Source organism: Mycobacterium sp. pUA109 (genome assembly GCF_041287095.1).
GTDB lineage: Bacteria > Actinomycetota > Actinomycetes > Mycobacteriales > Mycobacteriaceae > Mycobacterium.
In genome coordinates this window covers 44,759-67,474 of the sequence record NZ_JBGGKS010000013.1, presented here as the reverse complement: position 1 = coordinate 67,474, position 22,716 = coordinate 44,759, and the positions used below count along the sequence as shown (strand labels likewise).

At 66.4% G+C, this 22,716-nt stretch carries 21 protein-coding genes; 9 read left to right on the top strand and 12 right to left on the bottom strand.

The window, feature by feature from the left end:
• Positions 1-23 precede the first annotated feature (23 nt).
• The 10 genes from ACAG26_RS16090 to ACAG26_RS16045 form a co-directional block, all read right to left on the bottom strand.
• On the bottom strand, positions 24-1,310 hold the full coding sequence (locus tag ACAG26_RS16090) for an amidohydrolase family protein (protein ID WP_370483882.1): 1,287 nt from the start codon (positions 1,308-1,310) through the stop codon (positions 24-26).
• Positions 1,311-1,477: 167 nt separating this feature from the next.
• Complete coding sequence (locus ACAG26_RS16085) at positions 1,478-2,200, bottom strand: DUF3298 domain-containing protein (RefSeq protein WP_370483880.1); 723 nt, start codon at positions 2,198-2,200, stop codon at positions 1,478-1,480.
• Between the two features lie 59 nt (positions 2,201-2,259).
• Positions 2,260-3,543, bottom strand: a complete 1,284-nt coding sequence (locus ACAG26_RS16080) for an MlaD family protein (RefSeq protein WP_370483878.1) — start codon at positions 3,541-3,543, stop codon at positions 2,260-2,262.
• A complete protein-coding gene (locus ACAG26_RS16075; RefSeq protein WP_370483875.1) occupies positions 3,543-4,655 on the bottom strand; it encodes an MCE family protein in 1,113 nt (370 codons plus the stop codon). The genes ACAG26_RS16080 and ACAG26_RS16075 overlap by 1 nt, the downstream gene beginning before the upstream one ends.
• Positions 4,652-5,788: an MlaD family protein gene (locus tag ACAG26_RS16070; protein WP_370483873.1), complete on the bottom strand. Its 1,137-nt coding sequence runs from the start codon at positions 5,786-5,788 to the stop codon at positions 4,652-4,654. Before ACAG26_RS16070 ends, ACAG26_RS16075 begins: the two co-directional genes overlap by 4 nt.
• Positions 5,785-6,867, bottom strand: a complete 1,083-nt coding sequence (locus tag ACAG26_RS16065) for an MCE family protein (RefSeq protein ID WP_370483871.1) — start codon at positions 6,865-6,867, stop codon at positions 5,785-5,787. Before ACAG26_RS16065 ends, ACAG26_RS16070 begins: the two co-directional genes overlap by 4 nt.
• A 7-nt stretch (positions 6,868-6,874) precedes the next feature.
• Positions 6,875-7,915, bottom strand: coding sequence for an MCE family protein (locus ACAG26_RS16060; protein WP_370483869.1), 1,041 nt, complete (start codon positions 7,913-7,915; stop codon positions 6,875-6,877).
• A complete protein-coding gene (locus tag ACAG26_RS16055; RefSeq protein WP_370483867.1) occupies positions 7,912-9,387 on the bottom strand; it encodes an MlaD family protein in 1,476 nt (491 codons plus the stop codon). Before ACAG26_RS16055 ends, ACAG26_RS16060 begins: the two co-directional genes overlap by 4 nt.
• Before the next feature lie 2 nt (positions 9,388-9,389).
• A complete protein-coding gene (locus ACAG26_RS16050) occupies positions 9,390-10,247 on the bottom strand; it encodes an ABC transporter permease (RefSeq protein ID WP_370483865.1) in 858 nt (285 codons plus the stop codon).
• A gap of 5 nt (positions 10,248-10,252) precedes the next feature.
• Positions 10,253-11,089 (bottom strand): MlaE family ABC transporter permease, encoded by an 837-nt coding sequence (locus ACAG26_RS16045; protein ID WP_370484097.1) that lies wholly within the window; start codon positions 11,087-11,089, stop codon positions 10,253-10,255.
• A gap of 94 nt (positions 11,090-11,183) precedes the next feature.
• Here ACAG26_RS16045 and ACAG26_RS16040 point away from each other — a divergent pair, with 94 nt between their 5' ends.
• Positions 11,184-11,414 carry a hypothetical protein gene (locus ACAG26_RS16040; protein WP_370484112.1) on the top strand — a complete coding sequence of 77 codons (231 nt, stop codon included), beginning with the start codon at positions 11,184-11,186 and terminating at the stop codon, positions 11,412-11,414.
• Positions 11,415-11,434: 20 nt separating this feature from the next.
• Here ACAG26_RS16040 and ACAG26_RS16035 read toward each other — a convergent pair whose 3' ends face one another.
• Positions 11,435-12,229 (bottom strand): spirocyclase AveC family protein, encoded by a 795-nt coding sequence (locus tag ACAG26_RS16035; protein WP_370483863.1) that lies wholly within the window; start codon positions 12,227-12,229, stop codon positions 11,435-11,437.
• Positions 12,230-12,458: 229 nt separating this feature from the next.
• Here ACAG26_RS16035 and ACAG26_RS16030 point away from each other — a divergent pair, with 229 nt between their 5' ends.
• Together ACAG26_RS16030 and ACAG26_RS16025 are read left to right on the top strand one after the other, a co-directional pair.
• Positions 12,459-13,124 (top strand): TetR/AcrR family transcriptional regulator, encoded by a 666-nt coding sequence (locus tag ACAG26_RS16030; RefSeq protein WP_370483861.1) that lies wholly within the window; start codon positions 12,459-12,461, stop codon positions 13,122-13,124.
• A 106-nt stretch (positions 13,125-13,230) separates the two neighbouring features.
• Positions 13,231-14,433 (top strand): cytochrome P450, encoded by a 1,203-nt coding sequence (locus ACAG26_RS16025; RefSeq protein ID WP_370483859.1) that lies wholly within the window; start codon positions 13,231-13,233, stop codon positions 14,431-14,433.
• Positions 14,434-14,509: 76 nt separating this feature from the next.
• Here the strand turns inward: ACAG26_RS16025 and ACAG26_RS16020 are convergent, their stop codons facing one another.
• Entirely contained in the window at positions 14,510-15,457 is a 948-nt protein-coding gene (locus ACAG26_RS16020; protein WP_370483857.1) for an SDR family NAD(P)-dependent oxidoreductase, read from the bottom strand.
• Between the two features lie 86 nt (positions 15,458-15,543).
• Between ACAG26_RS16020 and ACAG26_RS16015 the strand changes: the two genes are divergently transcribed.
• From ACAG26_RS16015 to ACAG26_RS15990, 6 genes are all read left to right on the top strand, one after another.
• The gene (locus tag ACAG26_RS16015) at positions 15,544-17,217 is read left to right on the top strand and encodes a nitric oxide reductase activation protein NorD (RefSeq protein ID WP_370483854.1); all 1,674 of its coding nucleotides are present in this window, start codon (positions 15,544-15,546) and stop codon (positions 17,215-17,217) included.
• A 20-nt stretch (positions 17,218-17,237) separates the two neighbouring features.
• Positions 17,238-18,041, top strand: a complete 804-nt coding sequence (locus tag ACAG26_RS16010; protein ID WP_370483852.1) for a CbbQ/NirQ/NorQ/GpvN family protein — start codon at positions 17,238-17,240, stop codon at positions 18,039-18,041.
• An 88-nt stretch (positions 18,042-18,129) separates the two neighbouring features.
• Entirely contained in the window at positions 18,130-19,242 is a 1,113-nt protein-coding gene (locus ACAG26_RS16005) for an ABC transporter substrate-binding protein (RefSeq protein WP_370483850.1), read from the top strand.
• A 3-nt stretch (positions 19,243-19,245) separates the two neighbouring features.
• On the top strand, positions 19,246-20,367 hold the full coding sequence (locus ACAG26_RS16000) for a spirocyclase AveC family protein (RefSeq protein WP_370483848.1): 1,122 nt from the start codon (positions 19,246-19,248) through the stop codon (positions 20,365-20,367).
• Positions 20,360-21,244, top strand: a complete 885-nt coding sequence (locus tag ACAG26_RS15995; protein ID WP_370483846.1) for an SDR family NAD(P)-dependent oxidoreductase — start codon at positions 20,360-20,362, stop codon at positions 21,242-21,244. Before ACAG26_RS16000 ends, ACAG26_RS15995 begins: the two co-directional genes overlap by 8 nt.
• A gap of 22 nt (positions 21,245-21,266) precedes the next feature.
• Positions 21,267-22,715: an aldehyde dehydrogenase family protein gene (locus ACAG26_RS15990; RefSeq protein ID WP_370484095.1), complete on the top strand. Its 1,449-nt coding sequence runs from the start codon at positions 21,267-21,269 to the stop codon at positions 22,713-22,715.
• Position 22,716 lies beyond the last annotated feature (1 nt).

The window sequence follows — 22,716 nt, the reverse complement described above, 5'->3', positions numbered from 1 at the left end:
TGGGCGCCGCGGGGACACGCGGATCAGGTGCCGGTGGGCAGCTTGGCGGCGAGGTCGAGCACGGTCACGGTGTCGATGCCGGTCTTCTTGAGCCGTTCCGAGGAACGGTAGCCCAGGTCCACATCCCGGGCCTGCGCCCGTAGCGCGCCGACCGTCGCCCGCTCGCGGGGCAGATGCCGGAACATGTCGAAGGAAAAGAGCCGCAGCGCATTCTCGTGGGTGATCTTGTTGATCTCCGCGTCGGGGACCCCGTCGAGATAGCCCGCGAGCGACTCGGGTGCCAGGGGCCAGGTCGAGTCGGAATGCGGGTAGTCGCACTCCCAGGTGATCATGTCCAGGTTGAGCTTGTGCCGGCTCTCGACGCCGAACCCGTCGTCGATGAAGCAGGTGACGATGCGCTCCAGGAACACCTCGCTGGGCAGCTTGTCGCCGAAGTTCTGGTGCGTCCAGGCGCGGTGCATCTTGTAGACCCGGTCGATGCGCTCCAGAAAGTACGGGATCCAGCCGATGCCACCCTCGGACAGCGCGAAGGTCAGGTCGGGAAACCTGCGTAGCGTCGGCGACCAGACCAGATCGGCCGCCGCGTTGACGATGCTCATCGGTTGCAGGGTGATCATCGTGTCCACGGGCGCGTCGACCGAGGTGATCACCACCGACGACGACGAGCCGATATGCAGGCACACCACGGTGTTTTCGTCACTGCATGCTTGCCAGAACGGGTCCCAATGCGGATCGTGCAGCGACGGATACCCCAGCTTGGTGGGGTTCTCCGAGAACGTGACGGCATGGCAGCGCTTCTTGGCCACCCGCCGAACCTCGTCGGCCATCAGGTTCGGGTCCCAGATCGGTGGCAGCGCCAGCGGGATCATCCGGCCCGGGTAGGTGGCGCACCACTCGTCGATGTGCCAGTCGTTGTAGGCGCGCAGGACCGCGAGCCCGAGATCCTTGTCCTTCGCCCGCGCGAAGTACTGCCCGCAAAACTGTGGGTACGACGGGAAGTTCATCGCGGCGGCAACGCCGTTGGCGTTCATATCGCGGATCCGCTCGTGGATGTTGTAGCACCCGTCGCGGATCTCGCTGAGCTTGGTCGGTTCGGCGCCGTACTCATCCGGCGGGCGGCCGGCAACCGCGTTGAGGCCGACGTTGGTCGCTTCCTGCCCCTCGAAGACCCAGGCGTCAGTGCCGTCGGGCCGCTGGATCAGCTTGGGCACGTCGTCCCTGTATTTGTCGGGGATGTGGCCGTCGAACATGCCGGGCGGCTCGACGAGGTGATCGTCCACGGAGACGAGGATGTAATCGTCCATCTTCATGGCGGGCTCCTTGTGTCGGTGCATTCCACGGGCAGCGACTGACGGTGATGGCCGGCCCGTTGGATCAATGTCACCTCGATCTGGACCGAAGGCGTCGCACCCGTGACTCTACGGCGGAACAGATATTTGGTCAACGCCCACGGCGCCGCCGTAGATGACCGCCGTCATCATCCTGCGATGGAAAGGAATTCGGGTACGATCTGGTCGCTCAGCTGTGCCCACGGGACGGTCACCACCTTGAGCCCACGGCCGAATTGCGCTTCGGGGAAGTGCAACTGGATACCCTCATGCGTGGGGATCCAATACTTGAAGTTGACATCGACCGGTGCGAACTGGCCGGCGCGTCGCCAGTCGCGCAGGTCGTTCGCGGACGCCACGGCGGTGAGATTCGCTTCGACCTGGTCTGCGAGCCGAGTCAGCCCCGCGGGCTTGTCGCGGAACAGGTTGTCCCAGGTGATAACGATGCCGCTGCGGGTGTCGCAGACGACACTGCCCACCGTTTGCATCGGCATGTGCGGCTCATCGGTGTTATATGCCCCGACGAATAGCTCGGACACCGTCGTCGCCCGCGCGTCCATCGTGCCGGTCGCGTCGAATGTCCAGGGACGTTTGGTCGAGCCGTCCCACGTCTGCTGTGCGACTTCACGGTTCGCCTCGGCGTCAATGTGTTCGTTGATGACCGCCGCCGTTGGCGGCTCGTCGGTGTTGAGGAGCTGATACTGCACGGTCCACGTGCCCAGCCCGTCGGGGCTAGCGCCGGAAATTGTCGCCGGCACGGCGGTCACACCGGGGTCGCCGGCGGCGGGTTCGGCCCAGGCCAGGCTGGTCAGGACGGTGCTAGCCAGCGCAAGGACCGCCACCATCGGTGCGCTGCGCCGCGTTACGGTCATCGCAGCTCCTCTCGGTCGCCCGGCCGGATCCCACGCGCGGGCCCACGGTGGGCTCGCTGTCAATTGGGTGGGTCCGGGGGCAGTTGCACCTGCATCGGCGAGCCACCGAACGGGGTGGGCAGGGTAGGGGCATCGGTCGGAGCCGGGTCGGTCTGCGCCTTGGGGTCATAGCCGGGTGGTGGGCCGGCCGTGTCGTCGCCGGGCGGACGCGGCGCGTTACGGGCGCCGCGGACCAGGACTGCGGGGTCGGGGTTCTTGCAGTAGGTGTACAGGTACGGCTCGGGATAGTTCGGTAACGCCGGCGGCAGCGCCGGAAGTCCGTAGTCGCAGCTGTACCGGGGATACAGGTCCACGAGCACCCAGACCGCGCCGTCGCGTACCACATCTGCGAGGGCTTCCACCGCGGAGCCGCCGCGGTCCGAGTTGACAAGTTCGTTCAGGGCGGGCAGCCGCACCGAGGACAGTTGCGCGGTAGTGGCGAGGTTGCCCAGCAGCTGCACCATGGTGTCGGAGTTGTCCGTGATGATTTTGTCCAGCGCGGTCAGCGGTCGCTCGCCGCGGTCGACGAGGGTGCGGAATCCCCCGTCCATCGAACGGGTGCCGCGCAGAATGTCGTGCAGATTCTGTGAGGTGTGGATCAGCCCCGAGTTGGTTTCGACGAGGGTGGTCAACACCGTCCGGCTGGTGCGTAACACGCTGACCGTTTGCGGAAGTACCGAATCGAGGGCCGATATCAGGAACACCCCGCCGTCGAGCAAGGCCGCCAGTTTCGCGGGCCCCTGGTTCGACACCCGCAGTTCGGTGGTGATGGCAGCCAGCTTGTCCGGGTCCACCTGCGCCAGCATCCCGTTGGCGTCGGCGAGTAGTTGCGCCAGTGACACCGGTACGGCGGTGCGGTGCTCGTCGAGGACGGCGTCGTTGGTCAGGGCCGGCCCGCCGGTTTGTTGCGGCTGGAAATCCAGGTATTGTTCGCCGGCCGCCGACAGCGCGGAAACCCGGATGAGGCTATCGCGCGGCACCCGTATCCGGCTGTCGATCTCGATGGAGGCCACGACACCGGTGTCGGTGAATTGGACCGAATTGACCCGACCGATCCGGACGCCCCGCAGCGTCACGTCCTGATTGGCCAGCAGGCCCCCCGATTCGCGGAGTCGTACCTGCACGGCGATCGTGGAACGGACGGGGCTAATCCCCAACGTGCCACCGACGATGTAGACCGTGACGGCGATCAGGGTCACCACGATGCCGGTGACCGATGCCGCGACGCGATGGCGCGTCAGCGCCCGCACGGCGTAGACCAGCAGTCGGGCCGGGCCTTCCAGGAGGGGCCGGGTGGGCGTCATCACCGGGGCTGGTGCTCGGGTCCGTATATCCGGCCCAACAGCACGTTCCACTCGTAGCGGAGGCTGCCGATCATGGCGTGCCAGTCCGTGCCGTCGGGGCCGTGGATACCGGGATCGCCCGGATAGTTTTTGTCGGGCAACGCACCGAGCGCCAGCTGGGTGACGATTCCGACGGCGTGGACGTTGGGCCCACTGGTGATGTGGGTGATCCCGGAGATCATCCGATTCCAGCTGTTGAGGTTGAGCTCGGGGTCGGTGGAGATTTGGTTGAAGACATCCGAAAGCCGGTTGAGATCGGCGACGATGCTGCGGGTGTCCGTGCCCTGCATCGAGGGAAAGCGGTTGATTTGGCGGGTGATCCGGCCGGTCGCAGAAACCAGGTCGGCCAGGCTGGTCGCATTGTCGGCGAGTGCGTCGGTCGCCGGCGCGGCCGCGGTGAGGACGGTGTCGAGGGTGTTACGGCGAGCCGACAGGGTGGCGGCCAGCTCGGAGGTGTCCCGCAGCGCGCCGTCGATCTGCGCCGAACGCTGGTTGAGCCGCGACAGCAGCATGTTGGAGTTATGCAGCAGTGCGGCGACTTTCTCTCCCCGCCCGCCCACCGCGGTGCCCGCCCCGTTGACGGTGGAGACCAGGCGGCGGATCGCACCGCCGTTGACCAGAAGCGTGGCCGAGCTGAGGACGTCCTCGATGGTCGCGGCGGAGGTCGTATGGTCCAAGCCGATGGTGTCGCCGTCGTGCAGCCGGGCGGCGCCCGGGTCTGGTCCGGGTCGCACCGCGACGAAGATGTCGCCCAGGGGGGTCGCCGAGCGCAACTCGGCAATGGTGTCGGTATACAACGGCGTGTCAACACTGATCTTCATGGTCACGCGTGCCGAGAAGTCTTGGGCGTCGATGGCTTCGACTTCGCCGATGTCGGCGCCGTTGAGCTTCACCTTCGCTTTTACCGGCAGGTTGGTTGCGTTGGCGAACACGGCCGTCACCGTGATGTCCCCGTCGATATGGCCGGGCGCGGGCAGCGGAACGCTACCCAGCCCGGTCGCACAGCCGGCCACCACCATCGCCAATGCGCCCGCGCACACTGCGCGGGCGGCGGTACCTCGATGACGCGTCATCCCCCCACTCCCGCCATATGTTCAAGCATGCCCGTCATTCCCTCCACGAAGAAGGTGGTGCCGAACTCGGGCGCGTTATCGGCGACGGTCCCCGTCGCACAACCCAAGTCTTTGAGCCCCGCAAGATTGCAGACCTCCTTGGCCATCTGGCCGTTGAGCAGAAGCTTGTCGAGGGTGGGGTGTAACCGCAGGGTGTGGCCGTTGCGGTCAACCGCGTTGTAGATGTTGGTGCCCACCAGCGGTAAAACGTCGATAATCTCTTCGAGTTCGCGGTGGTAGTCGGTGAGCGTGCCGGTGAGGTCGCCAAAGTCACCGACCGTGTCCTTGAGCTTGTCGCGGTTCTTCTCCAGCAGCGCGGTGGCCTGGTCGAGAATCTGGTTGATCTTGGCGCCGGTGCTGCCCGCGCCGAGGTTCTCCGCGGCGACGACATCGCTGAGTGTGCGGACGTTCGAACCGAATTCCCTGATCGCGGTGTCGTTGTCGGCGGCGGCCTGGGTCAGGTCGGTGAGGCTGGTCGCGATCGACTGAACCGTCTCTTTGGTCGCGGCCCCGTCATCCCCGCTGAGGCGCAATGCCTGGGAGAGTTGATCGAGGGCGGCCTTGATGTCGGGTCCGCTGCCGGAGGAGATCTTGGCGCCGATCCCGATCAGGTTGCCGACTGGCCCCTGGCCCTGGTTGTCGCCGCCCAAGGCGCGGGACAGCTTGTCGGCCATGGCCAGGGTGCGATCGAATTCGACGGGTGTTCTGGTGCGCGGAAGGCTCACGACGTCCCCGTCGTGCAGCGTGGGCCCGCCATCGTATGCGGGCGTCAGCTCAATGTGCCGGTCGGTCAGGATAGACGTGTTGACGGTGACCGCCTGAACGTCGGCGGGTATCTTGACGTCCTTATCGATGACGAACTTAACCTCGACGTAGCCGTCCGTAGGGCTGATTTTGGTGACCTTCCCGACCCGCATGCCCAGCACAGAGACTGCGTTGCCGTCGTAGAGTCCGACGGCGTTTTCGAACTGCGCGGTCACCGTCAGCGGCCGGTGCCGTTCACCGGAAGTGATGTACCACAGGACGATCCCGGCGAACGCGACAACGGCTAGTCCGATAGCGATCGACTTGACCTGGGGAAGGTGACGGCTCATTGCGGTAGCCTCGCTGGGTCCGGCGGCGGCCAACCAGGAAATGGATCCGCCGTGGGTTGGCAATCGGTGAAGTATTGAGCCAGGCCGAACTGTTTGGCGCGCCCACTGAGCGCACACATCCACGAGTCGACGAGTATCCCGGCGGGCAGGTTGATATCGAGGGCCGTGCCGCTGCCGCTGGCGTTGGCGAGATTACGGAAGGTCACCGGCATCACCTGCAGCGTGTCGCGGACCAGCGCGTCGTGTCGGGCGGCCATCTGGGCGAATTGCTGAAGGTTGGCCACGAGTTCGTTAAATGCGGGTTCGTCGTCGACGATCGTCCCCAAGGTATCGACCAACGCCGTGGTAGCGGCGAACAATCGGTGCACCGCGGTTTGCCGGGACGTGACAGTCTGCAACAGATCCCGGCCCTGGGTCACCAGTGCGCCCAGGTCGGCCTTCTGGTCGCGGATCACCCGGGTGATCGTGTCCACGTTCTTGAGCAGCGAGCCGATCTGGTCGCGGCGCGAGGCGACCACTGCGGCCAGGGATTTGACGTTCTGCAGGGCCTGCGGCAGCGCCTCGGGGACACCGGTGAGGCCGTCGCTCAGTTCGGATAGCGATGCGGCGACGCGGTCGGCGTCGACCTGTTCGAAGGTGGTGGTCGCGTCGGCCAGCGTGTCCTGCAGGTTGTAGGGCACCGACGTGTGGGCCAGCGCGATGGTGCGGGACGGGAGTTCGCCGTCACCGGCCGGGGACAACTCGAGGTAGCGGCGCCCCAGCAGGGTGGTCAGTTTGATGGCGGCGCGCGACTGGTTGCCCACCCGCACACCGTTGCGGACGGTGAACTCCACCGTGACGTGGTTGCCGGTGAGAGCGACGTCTGTCACCGTGCCTACCTCGATTCCCGCCACGGTAACCTGGTCACCGGAACTGACCTGGGCGGCCTGGGCGAACTCGGCCCGATACTCGCGATGGCCCAGAGACAACTTGCCGATGCCGACGATTGCGGTGATCACCACTGCCAGCACCGCAACGGTGACGGTTCCTACCCAGATGGCGTTGTAATCCTCGAGCGTGCGTTTTCCTCGGAGCAGCATCGCGGCCCTACCTGCAGATCGGCGAATGTTGGATGATGTTGCCCGGGGACGCGAGTCGGACGATGCCGGGGATCAGCCGCGCCAAGAACGCGAAGATCGTGGCGTTGATGTCGCAGATGTAGCCGTCAATGTAGCTGCCACTCTGAGACGCTCGGGCCAGGCCCTTGAGAACCAGGACAAGATTCGCGCCGTAATGGGCGAACCGCTGCCGTCCCTCGCCGGTGAGATGACCGATGAATCCGGGTTCGCGGTGCAGCAGTTCTTCCAGATCGGGATACACGGCGGCCATGATCGTCGACAGCCGATCGATTGCCTGGGTGATCGACCCGGTCGAGGCCGCCAACTCGTCGCGCCGGCTGGCCAGTGTCGCCAACGCGGTGCGGGAGTGGTCGATGACGGCTTGCAGGTCGCGGTCCTGGCGGGCCAGGATCGCGGTGACCTCGTTGAGATTGCCGATGACGTCGCCGAGAACCTGATCGGGTCCGGCGAGGGACTCTGCCAGCGCCGAGGTCTGGTTGATCACCGTCACCACCGACGCGGAATCACCTTGCAACGCTTGAATGATGCCGGCGGTAAGATTGTCCACCTGCTGCGGGCTCAACAGGGTGAACAGGGGTTCGAATCCGTTGAGCAGATGGGAGATATCGAACGAGGGGTGGGTGCGCTCGACGGGGATGCTACCGCGATCGGCTAACCGGGTGTGGGAGTGGGAGGTTCCGGGGGAGAGCCCGACGTAGCGCTGGCCGATGATGTTCTGATAGGTCACCGCTGCGGTGGTGTCGTCGTAGAGGACTTGGGTCTTCGGTACTCGGAACGTGACTTTCGCGAGGGTGCCATCCAAGTCGACGCTGTCCACACGTCCCACCCGAACGCCCGCGGTACGGACATCGTCCCCGGCGTGCAGACCGGAGACGTCGGTGAACACCGCGGTGTAGGTGTTCGTCGGACCGCTGACTTCGCGGCGCAGGGTGACCAGCACCAGCCAGGTCGCGGTGCTGGACACCACCAGGAACACGCTCAAACCGAGGAGCGCCTTGCGGTATCTCACTTGCCACCCCCGGCGCTTGCGGTAAGCCGCACCGCGGTGCCGCGCATCATCGGCGCGAGCAGAATCTCGGTGGCACTGGTGACCTGGCCGCCCATGATGACCTCCAGTTGCTGCTTTTCCGTGCTGCTGCCGACCGGACCGACGTTGCCGCCGATCACTGCCGCCTGGGGCTGCGCGGCCCCCAGTGGGGGCGGTGGCGACCCGTCAGGCGGCTGACTCTCGGTGGGCGCGGCGGGCTCCGGTGATTCCACCCCCGTGGTGTCATCCGGCGCTGCGACCGAGCCCCGCGGCGGCGCGAAATTGGGCCGGTTCTCGGAAACTCCGGGAGGTAGCGGAAGCCCGCGGGATTCAAGCGAGGGAGCCAACGCTGGCGCCGTCGGGACCTCAGGGGCGGTCAAACAACTGGGCCCAGTCATGTCCCCGTAGCGCGGGCAGTCCGCCCGCACGTAGGACCGGGTCGGGTTCAATGAGACGACGGCTTTGGCTTGGAGCTGGTTCGTGTCGGGATTCCATGCGATGTCCCACACGCGGCTGACCAGTGTGGTCAGCCGCGTGGAGATCGCGTGCAGGGTGTCGGCGTGATCGCTGAGAACACCGACCACCGGCGTCAGCTGGGAAGAGATGCCGATCATCCGGTCGGTGTTGTGGTCGAAGGCATCGCCGAGCGCTCCGACGGTCCCCAACGCGGATGACAGCAGATGCGTGAGGACCGACCGTTTTTCGGCGAATGTGCGCATTGGTTGGACGGCACCGTCGAGCGCGTCGAGCAGCTCGGGCGCGGCCCGCCCCAGCGCCGAGGTCGCGGCGGTGAGCGCGGACATTGTCGACGGGCCCACCTCGTCGTCGGTGACGACGGTGTTGAGCTCGTTGACGATTTCGTTCAAATCATGGCCGGCGTCCCGCAGCCGGTTGCCGCGACCGCTGGCGGCCTCGCCCAACGCGGTCAGCCATCCGACGCTGTCGGCGGAGGGCTGACGGCCCACGGCGGCGAGTACCTGGCGGAATTTGTTCAGCGTGGTCTGGAACAGCACGGTGGGCAACGTCTTGTCTTCGCTGATCACCACGCCGGACCGCACCGGTGCCGAGTGTTTGCCGTTGTCCACCAGCTGCACGGACGACACCGCGAACACGTTGGACGGCACCACCCGGGCGGTCACGGTGTCCGGAATGCCGCTAGCGTACCCCGGGCTGAGGTCAATACCCACGATGTTGGGGCGGCCCGCCGGTGCGGGAGTGACCGCTGACACGAACCCGACCAGCACACCGCGGAACTTCACGTCGGACTTCACCGGCAGCCCGTCGCCGACGTTGACAAGTTCGGCGCTGACCCGCACGGAATGTTGCAGGGCGCCTTGGGATTGTGCGATCAGCAGGGTCACCGCGACTGTCACAATCACCAGCAGGACCAGACCGTTGACGAACAATCGGGGGTTGGACGGGCCGCGGTCATTGGCGTCGAATGCATTGGGCATCGTCAGCCACCGAACCTTGCCCCGGCGTTGACGCCCCACATCGCCATCGTCAGCAGCGCGTTCAAGATGATCACCACGGTGATGGTGGCCCGCATCGCGTGGCCGGCCGCCACCCCAACTCCCTGCGGCCCACCCGATGCGTAATAGCCGTAGTAGCACTGGATTACCGCGGCGAAGAACACAAAGACGACCCCTTTGATGGTCGCGTAGAAAACGTCGCGCCCGCTGCTGAACAACGCAAAGTAGTGCCCGTAGGTACCGGCAGATGTGTCAGCGATCATGTTGACCACGACCTGCGCGGAAAGGTAGGCCGCCGCCAGGCAGACCAGGAACAGCGGAATGGCCGCCACTACCGACGCCGCGACCCGGGTGGTCACCAGGTAGGGAATCGGTTTGATCACCAGCGCATCCATCGCGTCGATCTCCTCGGCGATGCGCATGGCGCCCAGCTGGGCGGTGAAGCGGCAACCGGCCTGCGTCGTGAACGCGATGGCGATCATCACGGGCACCAATTCGCGGGTCGAGCCCCACGAGGACAGCAGCCCGGTAGCGGGGCCCAGACCCAGCAGATTCAGAGCGTTGTAGCCCTCGATAGCCAGGAGAGCGCCGGCGGTGATCCCCAACACCACCGACACGCCCATTGTGCCGCCGCCGACCACCAGCGCCCCGTTGCCCCAGGCGATATCGCAAAGGTTGCGGATAAACTCCCGGCGGTAGCGGGCCAGCATGACGGGGACCGCCAGCACGACACGCCAAATGAAGTCCAGCAGGTGGCCGGCTCGGGCGATGGGCAGCCACGCATAGTCGGTCGCTCGAAGGATCTGGCGAACCGCGACGGGGCGGTAGACGGCTACGGTCATCGCGTTTACAAGCTCGCTTTGGGGAAGAGCAGCAGATACAGCTGGCTCATGCCGACGTTGACGATCATCAACAGCAGGATGGATTCGACGACCGCGGCGTTGACCGAGTTCGCGACACCCGCTGGCCCACCGCGGGTGTCCAAGCCCTTGTGGCAGGCCACGACCGCGACGATGGCGCCGAACGCGATGGCCTTGGCCAGGGCCAAGACCAGGTCATCGACGGTCGCGAACGAGGCGAAGGTCGCGACAAACGATCCCGGAGTCCCGTTTTGCATGTACACGTTGAACAGGTAACCGACGAAGAAGCCGGCGCACGTTGCGAGGCCGGTCAGCGCGACGCCGACCAAAATGAGCGCGGCGAAGCGGGGAACGACGAGCCGGCGTATCACCGAAACCCCCATCACCTCCATCGCGTCCACTTCTTCGCGCATCGTCCGGGAGCCCAGGTCCGAGCTCACCGCTGACCCAACCGCCGCCGCGAGCAGTATCGCCGCCACCAGGGGAGCGCCTTGTCGGATCACCACCAGCCCGTTGGCCGCTCCCGAGAGCGATTCAGCGCCGACTTGTCCGGCGAGTACGGCGAACTGAATGGACAGCGTGACCCCGACCGGGATCGTCACCAGGAGGGTGGGCAGCAGGGCGGTACCCGCCATGAATGCCGCCTGCTTGACGAACTCCGATACCGCGAAGCGTCCGGTGAACAAGTCGATGAACAGGTATTGCACGGTGCGGATACCGAGGGTTGTCTGTCCGCCCACCGTGCCCAGTGACTGCAGTGGATGCGACCGGATGTAGGACCGAACCCACGCTCCGACTTCGGTGACCGCCCAACCCCCGTCGATATCTTCTTCCCGCTCTGATGTGACAGTCAGCGGACCCTCCCAGTTCTGCTCGGCGATTGCGGCCCGAGAGTTGCCGCAAGGCGGTGACCGACGCGTGGACGAAAACGGCTCCTCGTTGCAACAGCGGTCTGCCGAAGATCTCGGCACGATGGACCCAATGTTTGGTTTCGTCAGCGGAGCCTATCGTGCGATCATGGCGCGGTCAACGGTTAGATTGCGGGTGCTGGACGGAGCGTTGTTCAACGGTGCCACAGCGTTATCCACGGCCGGTGAGAAGCCGATCTGGTACTGGCTGATCCGCGTCCAGCGCCACTGCTGGCGCTGACGGTGGGGGCAATTATTTGGTCAATGATCCGCGAACGGTTGGTTCGGTACGCCCCGGAACAGCGGGGCGGAGGGCCCCGCGGTCACCCAACCGCCAAGCTTGGTGGCCAAATGGGGCGCGAAGACCGCCCCGTACAGCGCGTTCCCGATCACGACGACCGCGATGATGGATAGGACCGACGATTGCAGCCTGCTGGTCGAGCGCTTGTCGGCCCACATCTCGATGACGTTTCGTCCCTCCGCGTCCGTCCGGCCGAGCAAATAGGTGAAGACCATCATCTGCACACCCATGGCCAGGGCGTCGTAGATCGGGTACTGGTACTTGGTGCCCTCTGATAGCGCTAGCCCGGGGATGACGTAGCCGTAGTGGAAGATGCCCAGCCGGGCCCCCAGGATCGCGTTGAACAGGAAGGCCCAGCAGAAGCCGACGACGAGGCCCACGCTGAGCAGGGTGATGGGTCTGCGCCACTGGAGTTTCGCGGACAGCCATCGGCCGAGTGTTGCGCCGAGCACGGCGGGCAGCACGAAGTAGGAGATGTAGCCGACGGGGACGGGTGAGGGCAGGCCGCCCCAGGTCAGGTTCAATGGCCACCAGGACGGCATGCGAGGCAAGGCGGGCGGGAACTGCGCATACATCGCCCAGTCGTAGGGCGCCTCGATCCAGGAGAACGAGATCGCCGAGATGCACAGGAGTAGTAATGGGTGCAGGCGGCGTTGCCGAACGCTGAGATATACGCCGATAACCACAAAACCGATGCCACCGACGTAAGCGAAGGCGATGCCCGCCGTCAGTAGGGGAGTCAACCCGGTGTTCATCGTTCGGTCTCCGGCTGCGGGGTGCGGCGCGCTTCGGGATCGAAGTGCAGCACGACGCCAAACAGCAGGGCGATCAATCCGAATAGCGTGCCCAACATGATGAGAGCTCCCACGTCCCAGCCTCTTTCGGTATCGGCACAATCTGTGGATAGTGGCGGCTATCCTAAGATAGTGGCGGCTATCTTGAAGGGCGTCAAGAGTCAAGTGCGGTTCGAGGAGTGAAACGACGGTGTCCCAGCGACCTCCAGCCAAGAAGCCGCGCGCCACGGGGCTGGGGGCCCCGGCGGTGCGGCGGCCCCGTGGCGCGCCGCGCCGGCTGCTGCTCGACGCCGCCCGTGTCCTCTTCGCCCGCCGCGACTATCGCAGCACCACGACGCGGGAAATCGCTGAGGCGGCCGGCGTCACCGAGGCGCTGTTGTTCCGCCACTTCGGGTCGAAGGCGGCGCTGTTCCGCGAGGCGCTCGTCCTACCCTTCACCGGCTTCATCGACGAGTTCGGCCGGACCTGGCGATCGGTCGTCCCCGAGAAGACCAGCGAGGAGGATTTGGCCCGCCACTTCGTCGGCCAGCTCTACGACGTGTTCGTAGAACACCAGGGTCTCCTGGTGACACTCATGGCAGCGGACGCGCTCAGCGAAGAGGAAATGGCCGACACCGGTATTGCCGACATCCGGCGAGCGCTCGCCGTGCTGGGCCAGATCAGCGCCGAGGGGATGAACTTGCGCGCGATCGGGTCAGCCCACCCCGACCTGCCGGCCCACTCCACGGTGGCGATGATCGCCGGTATGGCCGCCTTGCGTTCGACCTACTTCGGGCCCAACCCGCCGTCGCGGGAAGTGATCGTTGCGGAACTCACCCAGGCGAGCCTGCACGGCTTTCTGCACCGCACCGACTGAGCAGGCGCCGCGCTGTCGCTCATTGACACCCTAGGTCAGACGCCGGTACCGTCCCCACCCAAATATTTGTTCCAAACTCTCCCGGTTCCGCTGAAGGGACGCGACAATGACGGGCGCCAGCGCGATCGAGCTGTACTACGACCCATTCGACGTCGGCATCGACGACAACCCGTACCCGGTGTGGCAGCGCATGCGCGACGAAACGCCGCTGTACTACAACGAAAAGTACAACTTCTATGCGCTGAGCCGGTACGAGGACGTGGCCCGTGAACTTCCGAACTGGGAGACCTACCGGTCCGGCCGCGGCACCACCGCGGACATCTTGTTCAACAACCTGGAAGTGCCGCCGGGCATTCTGCTGTTTGAGGATCCTCCGCTGCACGATCTGCACCGCCGCCTGCTGTCGCGGGTCTTCACGCCGCGACGCATGCTGGCGGTAGAAGACCTGATCCGTGGATTCTGTGCTCGCGAGTTGGATCCGCTGATCGTGGCCGGCGGGTTCGACTTCATCGCCGACCTGGGGGCGATGATGCCGATGCGCACCATTGGCTATCTGCTGGGCATCCCCGAGAAGGACCAAGAGGCCATCCGGGACCGCAACGGAGCCTTCATCGACGTGGCCGAGGGCCGAAAACCCGGTGCGGTAAACGAGAAAATGTTCGCCGACACCATCGTCATGTTCGCCGAGTACATCGAGTGGCGGGCGAACCATCCCTCCGACGACCTGATGACCGAGTTGCTGCGGGCCGAGATCGACGAACCGGACGGTACCCGGCGCCCGCTGTCGCGCACCGAGGTGCTGTCCTACACCGCGATGATCGCCGGAGCCGGCAACGAGACCACCGCCCGCCTGATCGGGTTCATGGGACAGTTGCTGGCGGATCACCCGGAGCAACGCCGCGAACTCGTGTCCGATCCCGCCCTGATCCCGGGCGCGATCGAAGAGACCCTGCGCTACGAAGCGCCGTCGCCGGTGCAGGCCCGCTACGTCGCCCGCGACGCCGAGCACTACGGCCGCCTGGTGCCGGAAGGGTCGTTCATGTTGCTGCTGAACGGTTCTGCCAACCGTGACCCACGGCACTTCGCGGACCCGGACCGTTTCGACATCCACCGCCGGGGCGGGCACCTCAGCTTCGGGCAGGGCCTGCACTTTTGCCTCGGCTCGGCGCTGGCCCGGCTTGAGGCGCGGGTGGCCTTCGAAGAGGTGCTCAAGCGCTGGCCCGAGTGGGACGTCGACTACGCCAACGCCGAACGCGCGCACACCGCCAGCGTCCGCGGCTGGGCGCGGCTACCGGTGGTGACCCGATAGGTCGGGTGGCCGGTTGCGCTGCTGAAATAGACGCCCAGATTGACGTACAGCCTCCGAGGCCGGCGGTTTATGAAATTTACCCGTCGATTTCAGCAGATACGCCCACGCCGAGCCGCTCGCAGACGCTGAAGACCTCCTCGAAAATGGAGCCGGGCACCGTGAAGTGCTTTGTGGAGGACACCTCCGCCAGGTGCGCAGCGATGTCGTCGGCGGCGGGGGTGGTGTCGGGTTCGGCGAGCCAGCCCTGGCCCAGACCGATGAACACCCGCGCGAACCGGCCAGCGCAGGCCGAATAGTTGTGGTGGGTGAATTCGCAGGCACGACTGGCCAGATACACCACGATCGGTACCACCAGCTCAGGACGGATCACCTTCAAAAAGCCGGTCTCTTCGAGGGCCTTCGGGTCCCCGACCGTTTCGGTGACCATCCGCGAGAAGCCAAACGGCAGCACCGTGTTGGCCAAGATGCCATACTGTGCACCTTCGATGGCGATGACGTTGGCCAGCCCAACCAGGCCGGCCTTGGCCGCCGCGTAATGGGCTTCCAATGGTTGCCCGAACAGCCCGCCCGACGACGAGATGAACACAAAGCGCCCATAGCCCTGCTTCTTCATGACGCGGTAGGCGGGCTGGCTCAGATAGAACCCGCCGTCCAAGTGCACCCGCAACATGCGTCGCCAGTCATCGGCGGACATCTCCTCGAACGCAATACTGTTGAAGATCCCCGCGTTGCTGACCACCGCATCCAGCCGGCCGAAACGCTCGACAGCGGTCGCGATGATCTCCTCGCCGCCGGCCGGGCTGTCTACCGATTCGTGCGAGGCCACGGCCGCACCCCCGGCGGTGGTGATCTCATCGACCACCAGATCGGCAACGCTGCTGTCGGCGCCGTCGCCGTGCATCGACCCGCCGAGGTCATTGACCACCACCGAGGCGCCGCGTCGCGCCAACTCGATCGCGTAGCGCCGGCCCAGGCCTCGACCTGCCCCGGTGACGACAACCACCTGGCCCCTGAAATCGATCAATGCTGCGCCCACCTCTCATTGACTGCGGTCTCGGCGGACTCTACGGTGGAACAGATATTTGGTCAATCGGCCGGGATGGAGAGTCCGTGACGAACCAACACCACGACGCCGAGGCTCTGCAGCGCTGGAACCTGTTGGCGTCCGCGCTGTCCGGGCGCGCCGTGCGGGTCGCTGTGGCCGATCCCGGTGAGCCGGCGTGCACCGACGGTAAGACCGTCTTCATAGGCCCGGACACAGATGCGGCGCGCCAGCTCGAGGTGGTAGCCGTTCAGGCCTGCCTGCTCGCGGCCGGAAGCCTGGAGCCTGGCATCGCGCGGAAGCTGAACCGGCGCCGTGCGCTCGCGCACCGATACCTCGCCATCGAAGGCCATCGGGCGCTGGCGTGCAACGCGGAGCTGTTACCGCCGGCGGTGCGCACACTGATCGATCACGACCTAGCCGCCCGCAGCAACTCTCCGGCCACATCGCTGAGGCTGGCCCGCGACCGCACCGTCAGGTGCGAGCCGCCGGAGTGCTTCGGGGTGATTCAGCCGCGAAAGCTGCTGGCAGCCAGCGGTGATCACGACGACGCGCAACATGCCGGACAGCATTTGCCACGCCAGCAGCGCAGGCCACTTGAGGACTTGGACGCTGAGGACCGCGAATCCGAGAACGATCCCTTCTCCAGCCCGGTCGGCGGCGGGGCCGCGTTCGGGCGGATGGTCGCCAAGATGCTCGCGGTGACCCGTCGGCTGGGCAGTAACGGTCCGCCCGGCGCCGACGCGCCGACCCACCGAACCCGATCCGGCATCCGTAGCGGCGGTGCCGCCGTGGCATCACCCGCGGCCAGCGGCATCGAGGAGGGCATGACCGCGAGCGCGGACGCAGGCACGGCATATCACGAATGGGACGTCCATCGGCGGTGCTACCGGCCCAACTGGTGCACCGTGCTGGCGACCGCGCCGGGTGGCGACAGCGGCCCGGCGCCGCGGTCGGCGGGGCACGGGTTGCGCCGACCGCTGGCCCGCCTCGGTGTCGGCTTGGATCGCTGCCACCGCCAGGCGCAGGGAGATGACGTCGATCTTGATGCCGCGATCGAGTCACGGGTCGAGGCGATTGCCGGATCGGCGCCCGACGAGGCGGTCTACCTCGACAGCCTGCGCCGCAGGCGGGATCTGTCCGTCCTGATTCTCCTCGATATCTCGGGCTCGACCGCCGAGCCGGCCACGCAGGGTCGAAGCGTGCACGAGCAGCAACGGTCCGCGGCCGCCGCGCTGACCACCGCCCTCCACGATCTGGGAGATCGCGTCGCGCTGTATGCGTTTCACTCCCAAGGCCGAACTGCCGTGCATGTTGCACCGGTCAAGCGATTCCACGACGCGTGGGATGTCGCCGCGCTTCGGCGACTGGGTGGGCTTCGACCCGGGGCGTACTCACGGCTGGGCGCAGCGATTCGCCATGGCGCCACCGTGCTGGAGCGCCGCGGCGGCACGCCGCGACAACTGCTGGTCGTGCTGTCCGACGGGCTGGCCTACGACCACGGCTACGACCGGGGCTACGGTGCCGCCGACGCGCGCCGCGCCCTCGCCGAGGCGCGGCACCGGGGCATCGGATGCCTGTGCCTGACCATCGGCGCCGCCACCGATGCCGAGGAGCTGCGGCGGGTCTTCGGCAACGCCGCGCACGCGACCATTCCGCAACTGGACCAACTGAGCCGGGTGATCGGGCCGCTGTTCCGTTCGGCGCTGCGCTCAACCGAGATGCGGCGACACGTCGCGTGACAGGAAGGGTGTCGGGAAACATGGCAGGTCCGCGTCCCTACTACGTGCCGATCGGTAACGAGGAGCATGTCTTCAAAGCGGCGTTCCGGCAAGGACTGTCGATGGTGCTCAAAGGCCCCACCGGGTGCGGGAAGACGCGCTTCGTGGAGGCAATGGCGCACGACGTGGACCGGCCGCTGATCACCGTGGCCTGCCACGATGACCTGACCACTGCCGACCTGGTGGGGCGGTTCCTGCTGCGTGGTGGCGAGACCGAGTGGGTGGACGGCCCGCTGACGCGGGCGGTGCGGGAAGGCGCCATCTGCTACCTCGATGAGGTGGTGGAGGCACGACAGGACACCACCGTGGTGCTACACCCGCTGGCCGACCATCGCCGTCAGCTACCGATCGAGCGGCTGGGCATCACCCTCGACGCCGCACCGGGTTTTTGTCTGGTGGTGTCCTACAACCCGGGCTACCAAAGCGTACTCAAAGACCTCAAGGACTCGACCCGTCAGCGGATGGTCGCCATCGAGTTCGGTTTCCCCACACCCGACATCGAGCAGAAGATCGTCGCCTGCGAGGCCGGCGTCGATCATGACCATGCGGTCGCGCTGGTGCGGTTAGGGCAGGCGATTCGGCGCTTGGAGGATGGTGGGCTGCGTGAGGTGGCGTCCACCCGGGTGCTGATCTCCGCCGCCCGGCTGATCGCCGAGGGGTTGAGCCCCCGTGCGGCAGCCGCTGCCGCCATCGCCGGGCCACTCACCGACGACTCCCTGGTTAGCCGCGGCCTCGGCGAGATGATCGATGCGTACCTGGCCGATCAAGCCGGGCACGATGATTGACGCTCCGCCGGCTGCACGCTAGGGTCTGAACAAATATTAGGTTCCATACGTGGCGCGGGTTCGCAGGTGCCGCGTCAACGGAGGTGAGATGTCCTACGAAAGCACCGCGGAGCCGATCAAAATCGGTTACCTGATGGACTTCCGGCTTCCCGAAGGTTTCCCGACGACATACTTCGAAGACCTGACCCAACCGTTCGACCTCGTGTTCAAACAAGCCACCGAACGCGGGTTGCTGGACCGGCCGATCGAGATCATCTACCGCGAAGTGGAGGGCCTGCCGAAGGGCTCGGTCAAGGCGGTGATCGACGCCTACGCCGAACTGTGCGACGAGGGCTGCCTGGTCATTTTCGGCCCGAACATCACCGACAACGTGGTGCCCACCCGCGAGGCGATCGAGGAGCGGTTCAAGGTGCCGTGTATCAGCGTCACCGGCTCCGACGCCGCGCTGGGGGAGTGGGTGTTCTCCTTCGCCATGGGATCGCTGACCGACGAGCCCATTTTTTGGTCGGACCTGCTGGCCAAGGGCGGGTACAGCGAGGTCGGTGTGCTCAAAGAGCAATCGCTGGTCGGCGAGACCTATCTGAAGAACTTCCGCGAAGCGTGCCGGCGCAAGGGTATCCGGATCGTGGCCGAAGCGTCGATCGCCCAAACCGCGCAAGACGTCTCGGCGGCGGTGCAGGCGTTACACGAAGCGAAGGCACCGGCGATCGTGCACTGCGGCTTCGGGTTCGGGATCGTGTTCATCAACCCGGCGCTGGAGGCGCTGGACTGGGATCCGCCGCGGTTCACCAGCACCGCGTTTCAGAACGCCTGGCTCAACCCGATCATGTGGAACGCGTTCATGGGCTGGATCGGCGTCGACCAGTACGACGAGGGCAACGCGGTCGGGCAGGCGTTTCTCGACGAATACCAGCAGGCCTACGGCCGGCGTCCGGAATGGTGTGTGCCGGTGGTCAACCGCGACGTCGCGACGACGCTGGTGCGGGCGCTGAGCGATGCGCATCCGTTGAGTCCGCGCGGCGTGAAGGAAGCCTTGGAGCGGGTGAAGATGATGCCGGCCGCGTCCGGGGCGCCGGGCACCCGGGTGTCGTTCGGGAACTGGACGCGTCGGGCCTGGATGGGCGCCGGGTATCTGGTGGCCCGCAAGCTCGACCCCGACGGCGTCAACTCTCATCTCGTCGACCGGTTCGGAGAGGAGTAGGCGATGACTGCTGAGCAGACAGTGTCGTCCGCCGCCGTCGTCACCCCCAAGCGGGGATCGCCGTGGGCCGGCCTGGGGATCGTCGCCGCCCTCACGGTGGCCGTCGCGTTCGCCTGCTACGCCCGGGTGGGTGCGGTCTCCGATCGCATCCGCAACCCCGAGGTCAGCGGTGCGCCGCGGCCGGTGGCCCCGCTGTTCGGGTTCCAGCACTGGCTCGGGGTGTTGCAGGCATTCACGATCGTCACGATGGCGATCATCATCGGCGTCTACCTGGTGGCCTGGCGGCGGCACCCATATCACCCGGCCCTGTTGATGGGCATCGTTACGACGCTGATCGTCTGGCAGGACCCGATCATGAACTGGGCGCCGTACGCGGTGTACAACCCACAGCTCTACCACTTGCCGGAGGACTGGCCGCTGGCGTCGTTGTCGCCCACGGTGGAGCCCTTCCTGGTGTTGGGCTACATCATGTTCTACCTGGGACCCTACTTCCCGGCGATCTGGATCTTGCGTCGCATTCAGGCGGGCCGTCCGGTCGACGCGTTCGTCTGGCGCCACCCGCTGCTCAGCCTGGCGGCCATTATTTTGCCGATCGGGATCGTGCTGGACGCCGCGCTGGAGATGACCCTGGTCCGCACCGGGATGTACATCTACTCCCAGGTGATCCCGTTCGGCTCCGTGTTCGTCGGGGAGACCTACCAGTTCCCGTTCATCGTCGAGGTGCTGGCCGTCAACCTCGTGATGGTGCCCGCCGGGGTGCTGCTATACCGCGACGACACCGGCCGCACCGTGGCCGAGAAGCTGGCCCAGCGGGCGAGGATCTTCGCCGGCCGCCCGACCCTGGGCATGTTCGTGGTGATGCTCGCCCTGATCAACGTGGGCTACTTGTGCTACGGCGGCACGTTCGCCCTGGTCAAGATGTCACACGCCGCGACGTCGGTGGCCTGCCCGTGGCCTTATCCGGAGGCCAAAGTCTATGACCCGCAGGGCTTCTACGAGCGCAACGGGCAACTCGGGCCCTACTCGGTGGGTAAGTGGTCGACCTGGCTGAGCGGTCAGCCGAACGGGCGGCCAGACGTTGCGCTGGCGGCCGACGGCACACGCTGCGGACCGGACCATGGGTGAGCCGCGCAGCGTCGTCATCACCGGTGCATCGCGGGGCCTCGGCTTTGCGTCCGCCGCCCACCTCTACCGCACCGGTTGGCGGGTGGTGGCCGCGATGCGCTCACCGGACAAGGGACTGCAGGACCTCCGGCGCGCCACCGGCGCGTCTGAGGACGACGCCCGGCTGATCGGGATCCCGCTGGACCTCACCGATGCGGCCTCGGTGACTGCCGCCGCCAAGGCAATCGAGGCGGCGGTGGGGGCACCGTACGCGGTGGTGCACAACGCCGGAATCTCCGCGGCCGGGATGGCTGAAGAGACACCGGCCGCGCTGTGGGAGCGCATGTTTGCCACCTCGGTCTTCGGTCCGGTGGCGCTGACCAACGCGCTGCTGCCGTCGATGCGGGCGGCCGGCCGAGGGCGCATCGTGCTGGTGTCCAGCCAGGGCGGTGTGCGCGGGATGCCGGCGACCGCGGCCTACTCGGCGGCCAAGGGCGCCGCAGAGCGGTGGGGCGAATCGCTGGCCTGCGAGATCGCCCCGTTCGGGTTGGGCGTCACCGTCCTGGTGACCGGGACGTATGACACCGAGATCATCACCGACGCCGGCACCACCGACTGCCGTGACTTCGCCGGGCCCTACGCCCGGCACCACGCCACCATGGACAAACGGGGCCGGTTCGCGATGAAGGTCGCGGCCCGCTCCCCGCGGCGGTTCGCGGCCGGGCTGGCCAAAGCCCTGGACGGCGCCGCCCCGTTTGCCCGGCGTCCGGTCGGTCCCGACGCGCGAATGCTGTTGATCGCCAACCGGCTACTTCCCGCCGCGGGACTCCATCAGATGACCCGCGTGATGATGGGCCTGCCGCGGTTCGGTGCACTGACGAAGGACAGGCATGGCTGAGATTCTGAGCTTCGAATCCAAGATGATGATCGACGGCAAACTCGTCGACGGCCAAGCCGGCACATTCACCAACATCAACCCGGCCACCGAAGAGGTCCTCGGTGAAGTCGCCGACGGGTCGGTAGCGGATATGCGCCGGGCCATCGACGCCGCCCGACGCGCTTTCGACGACACCGACTGGTCCAGCGATCACAAGTTCCGGCAACGCTGTCTGCGGCAACTGCAGGAGGCGCTGGAAGCCGAGCAGGAAGAGCTGCGCGAAGAACTCATCCGCGAAGTCGGCTGCCCGCGGGCCATCACCCACGGCCCGCAACTCGACGCACCGCTGTCGGACGCGCTGAGATACCCGGCGAACCTGATCGACGACTACCCGTGGGAGACGTCGCTAGGTGACGCGTTCGTCTCGGTGACCGGCGTCAACACCACCCGCAAAATCTGGCGGGAGGCCGTCGGGGTGGTCGGGGCCATCGTGCCGTGGAACTTTCCGTTCGAAGTCACCATCCACAAGATCGGTCAGGCGCTGGCCACCGGCAACACCGTCGTGCTCAAACCCGCACCCGACACCCCGTTCAACGCCACCCGCCTGGGGCGGCTGATCGCCGAAAACACCGACATCCCAGCCGGGGTGGTCAACGTGGTCACCGCCTCCGACCACTTGGTCGGCGAAGAACTGACGGTGTCGCCCAAGGTGGACCTGATCTCGTTCACCGGATCCACCGCGGTCGGTCAGCGGATCATGGCAAAGGGCGCCGCCACCATGAAGCGGCTGTTCCTCGAACTCGGCGGCAAATCCGCGACGATCGTGTTGGAGGACGCTGACCTCGCGCTGGGCTGCATGATGGGCATCGCGCCGTGCATGCACGCAGGCCAGGGCTGCGCCAACCCCACCCGGCTGCTGCTGCCCCGGTCCCGGTATGACGAAGGCGTCGCCCTCCTGCAGGGGATCTATGACGGCATCGCCCCCGGCGACCCGCAGGATCCGGCGACGCTGTGCGGGCCGGTCATCTCGGCCAAACAGCGCAGCCGCATCCGCGGCTACATCGAGCAAGGTGTCGACGAAGGCGCCAAACTGCTGGTCGGGGGAGCCGAGGCGCCGGACGGCTTCACGCGCGGATTCTTCGTCAAGCCAACCCTGTTCGTCGACGTCGACAACATGATGACCATCGCCCGCGAAGAGATCTTCGGGCCGGTGCTGGCCGTCATCGGTTACGACGACGAGGACGACGCGGTGCGCATCGCCAACGACAGCCCCTACGGGCTGGCCGGCAACGTCATGTCCGGGTCGCCCGAACACGGGCTGGCCGTGGCCAAGCGCCTACGGGCGGGGTTCCTGGGCATCAACGGCGCGGCCGGCTACGGCGCCGACACGCCGTTCGGCGGCTACAAGGCCAGCGGCGTCGGCCGCCAGAACGGCGTCGCCGGCTTCGACCAGTACACCGAGATCAAGTCCGTCGCCTACCCGGCCGGCTAGA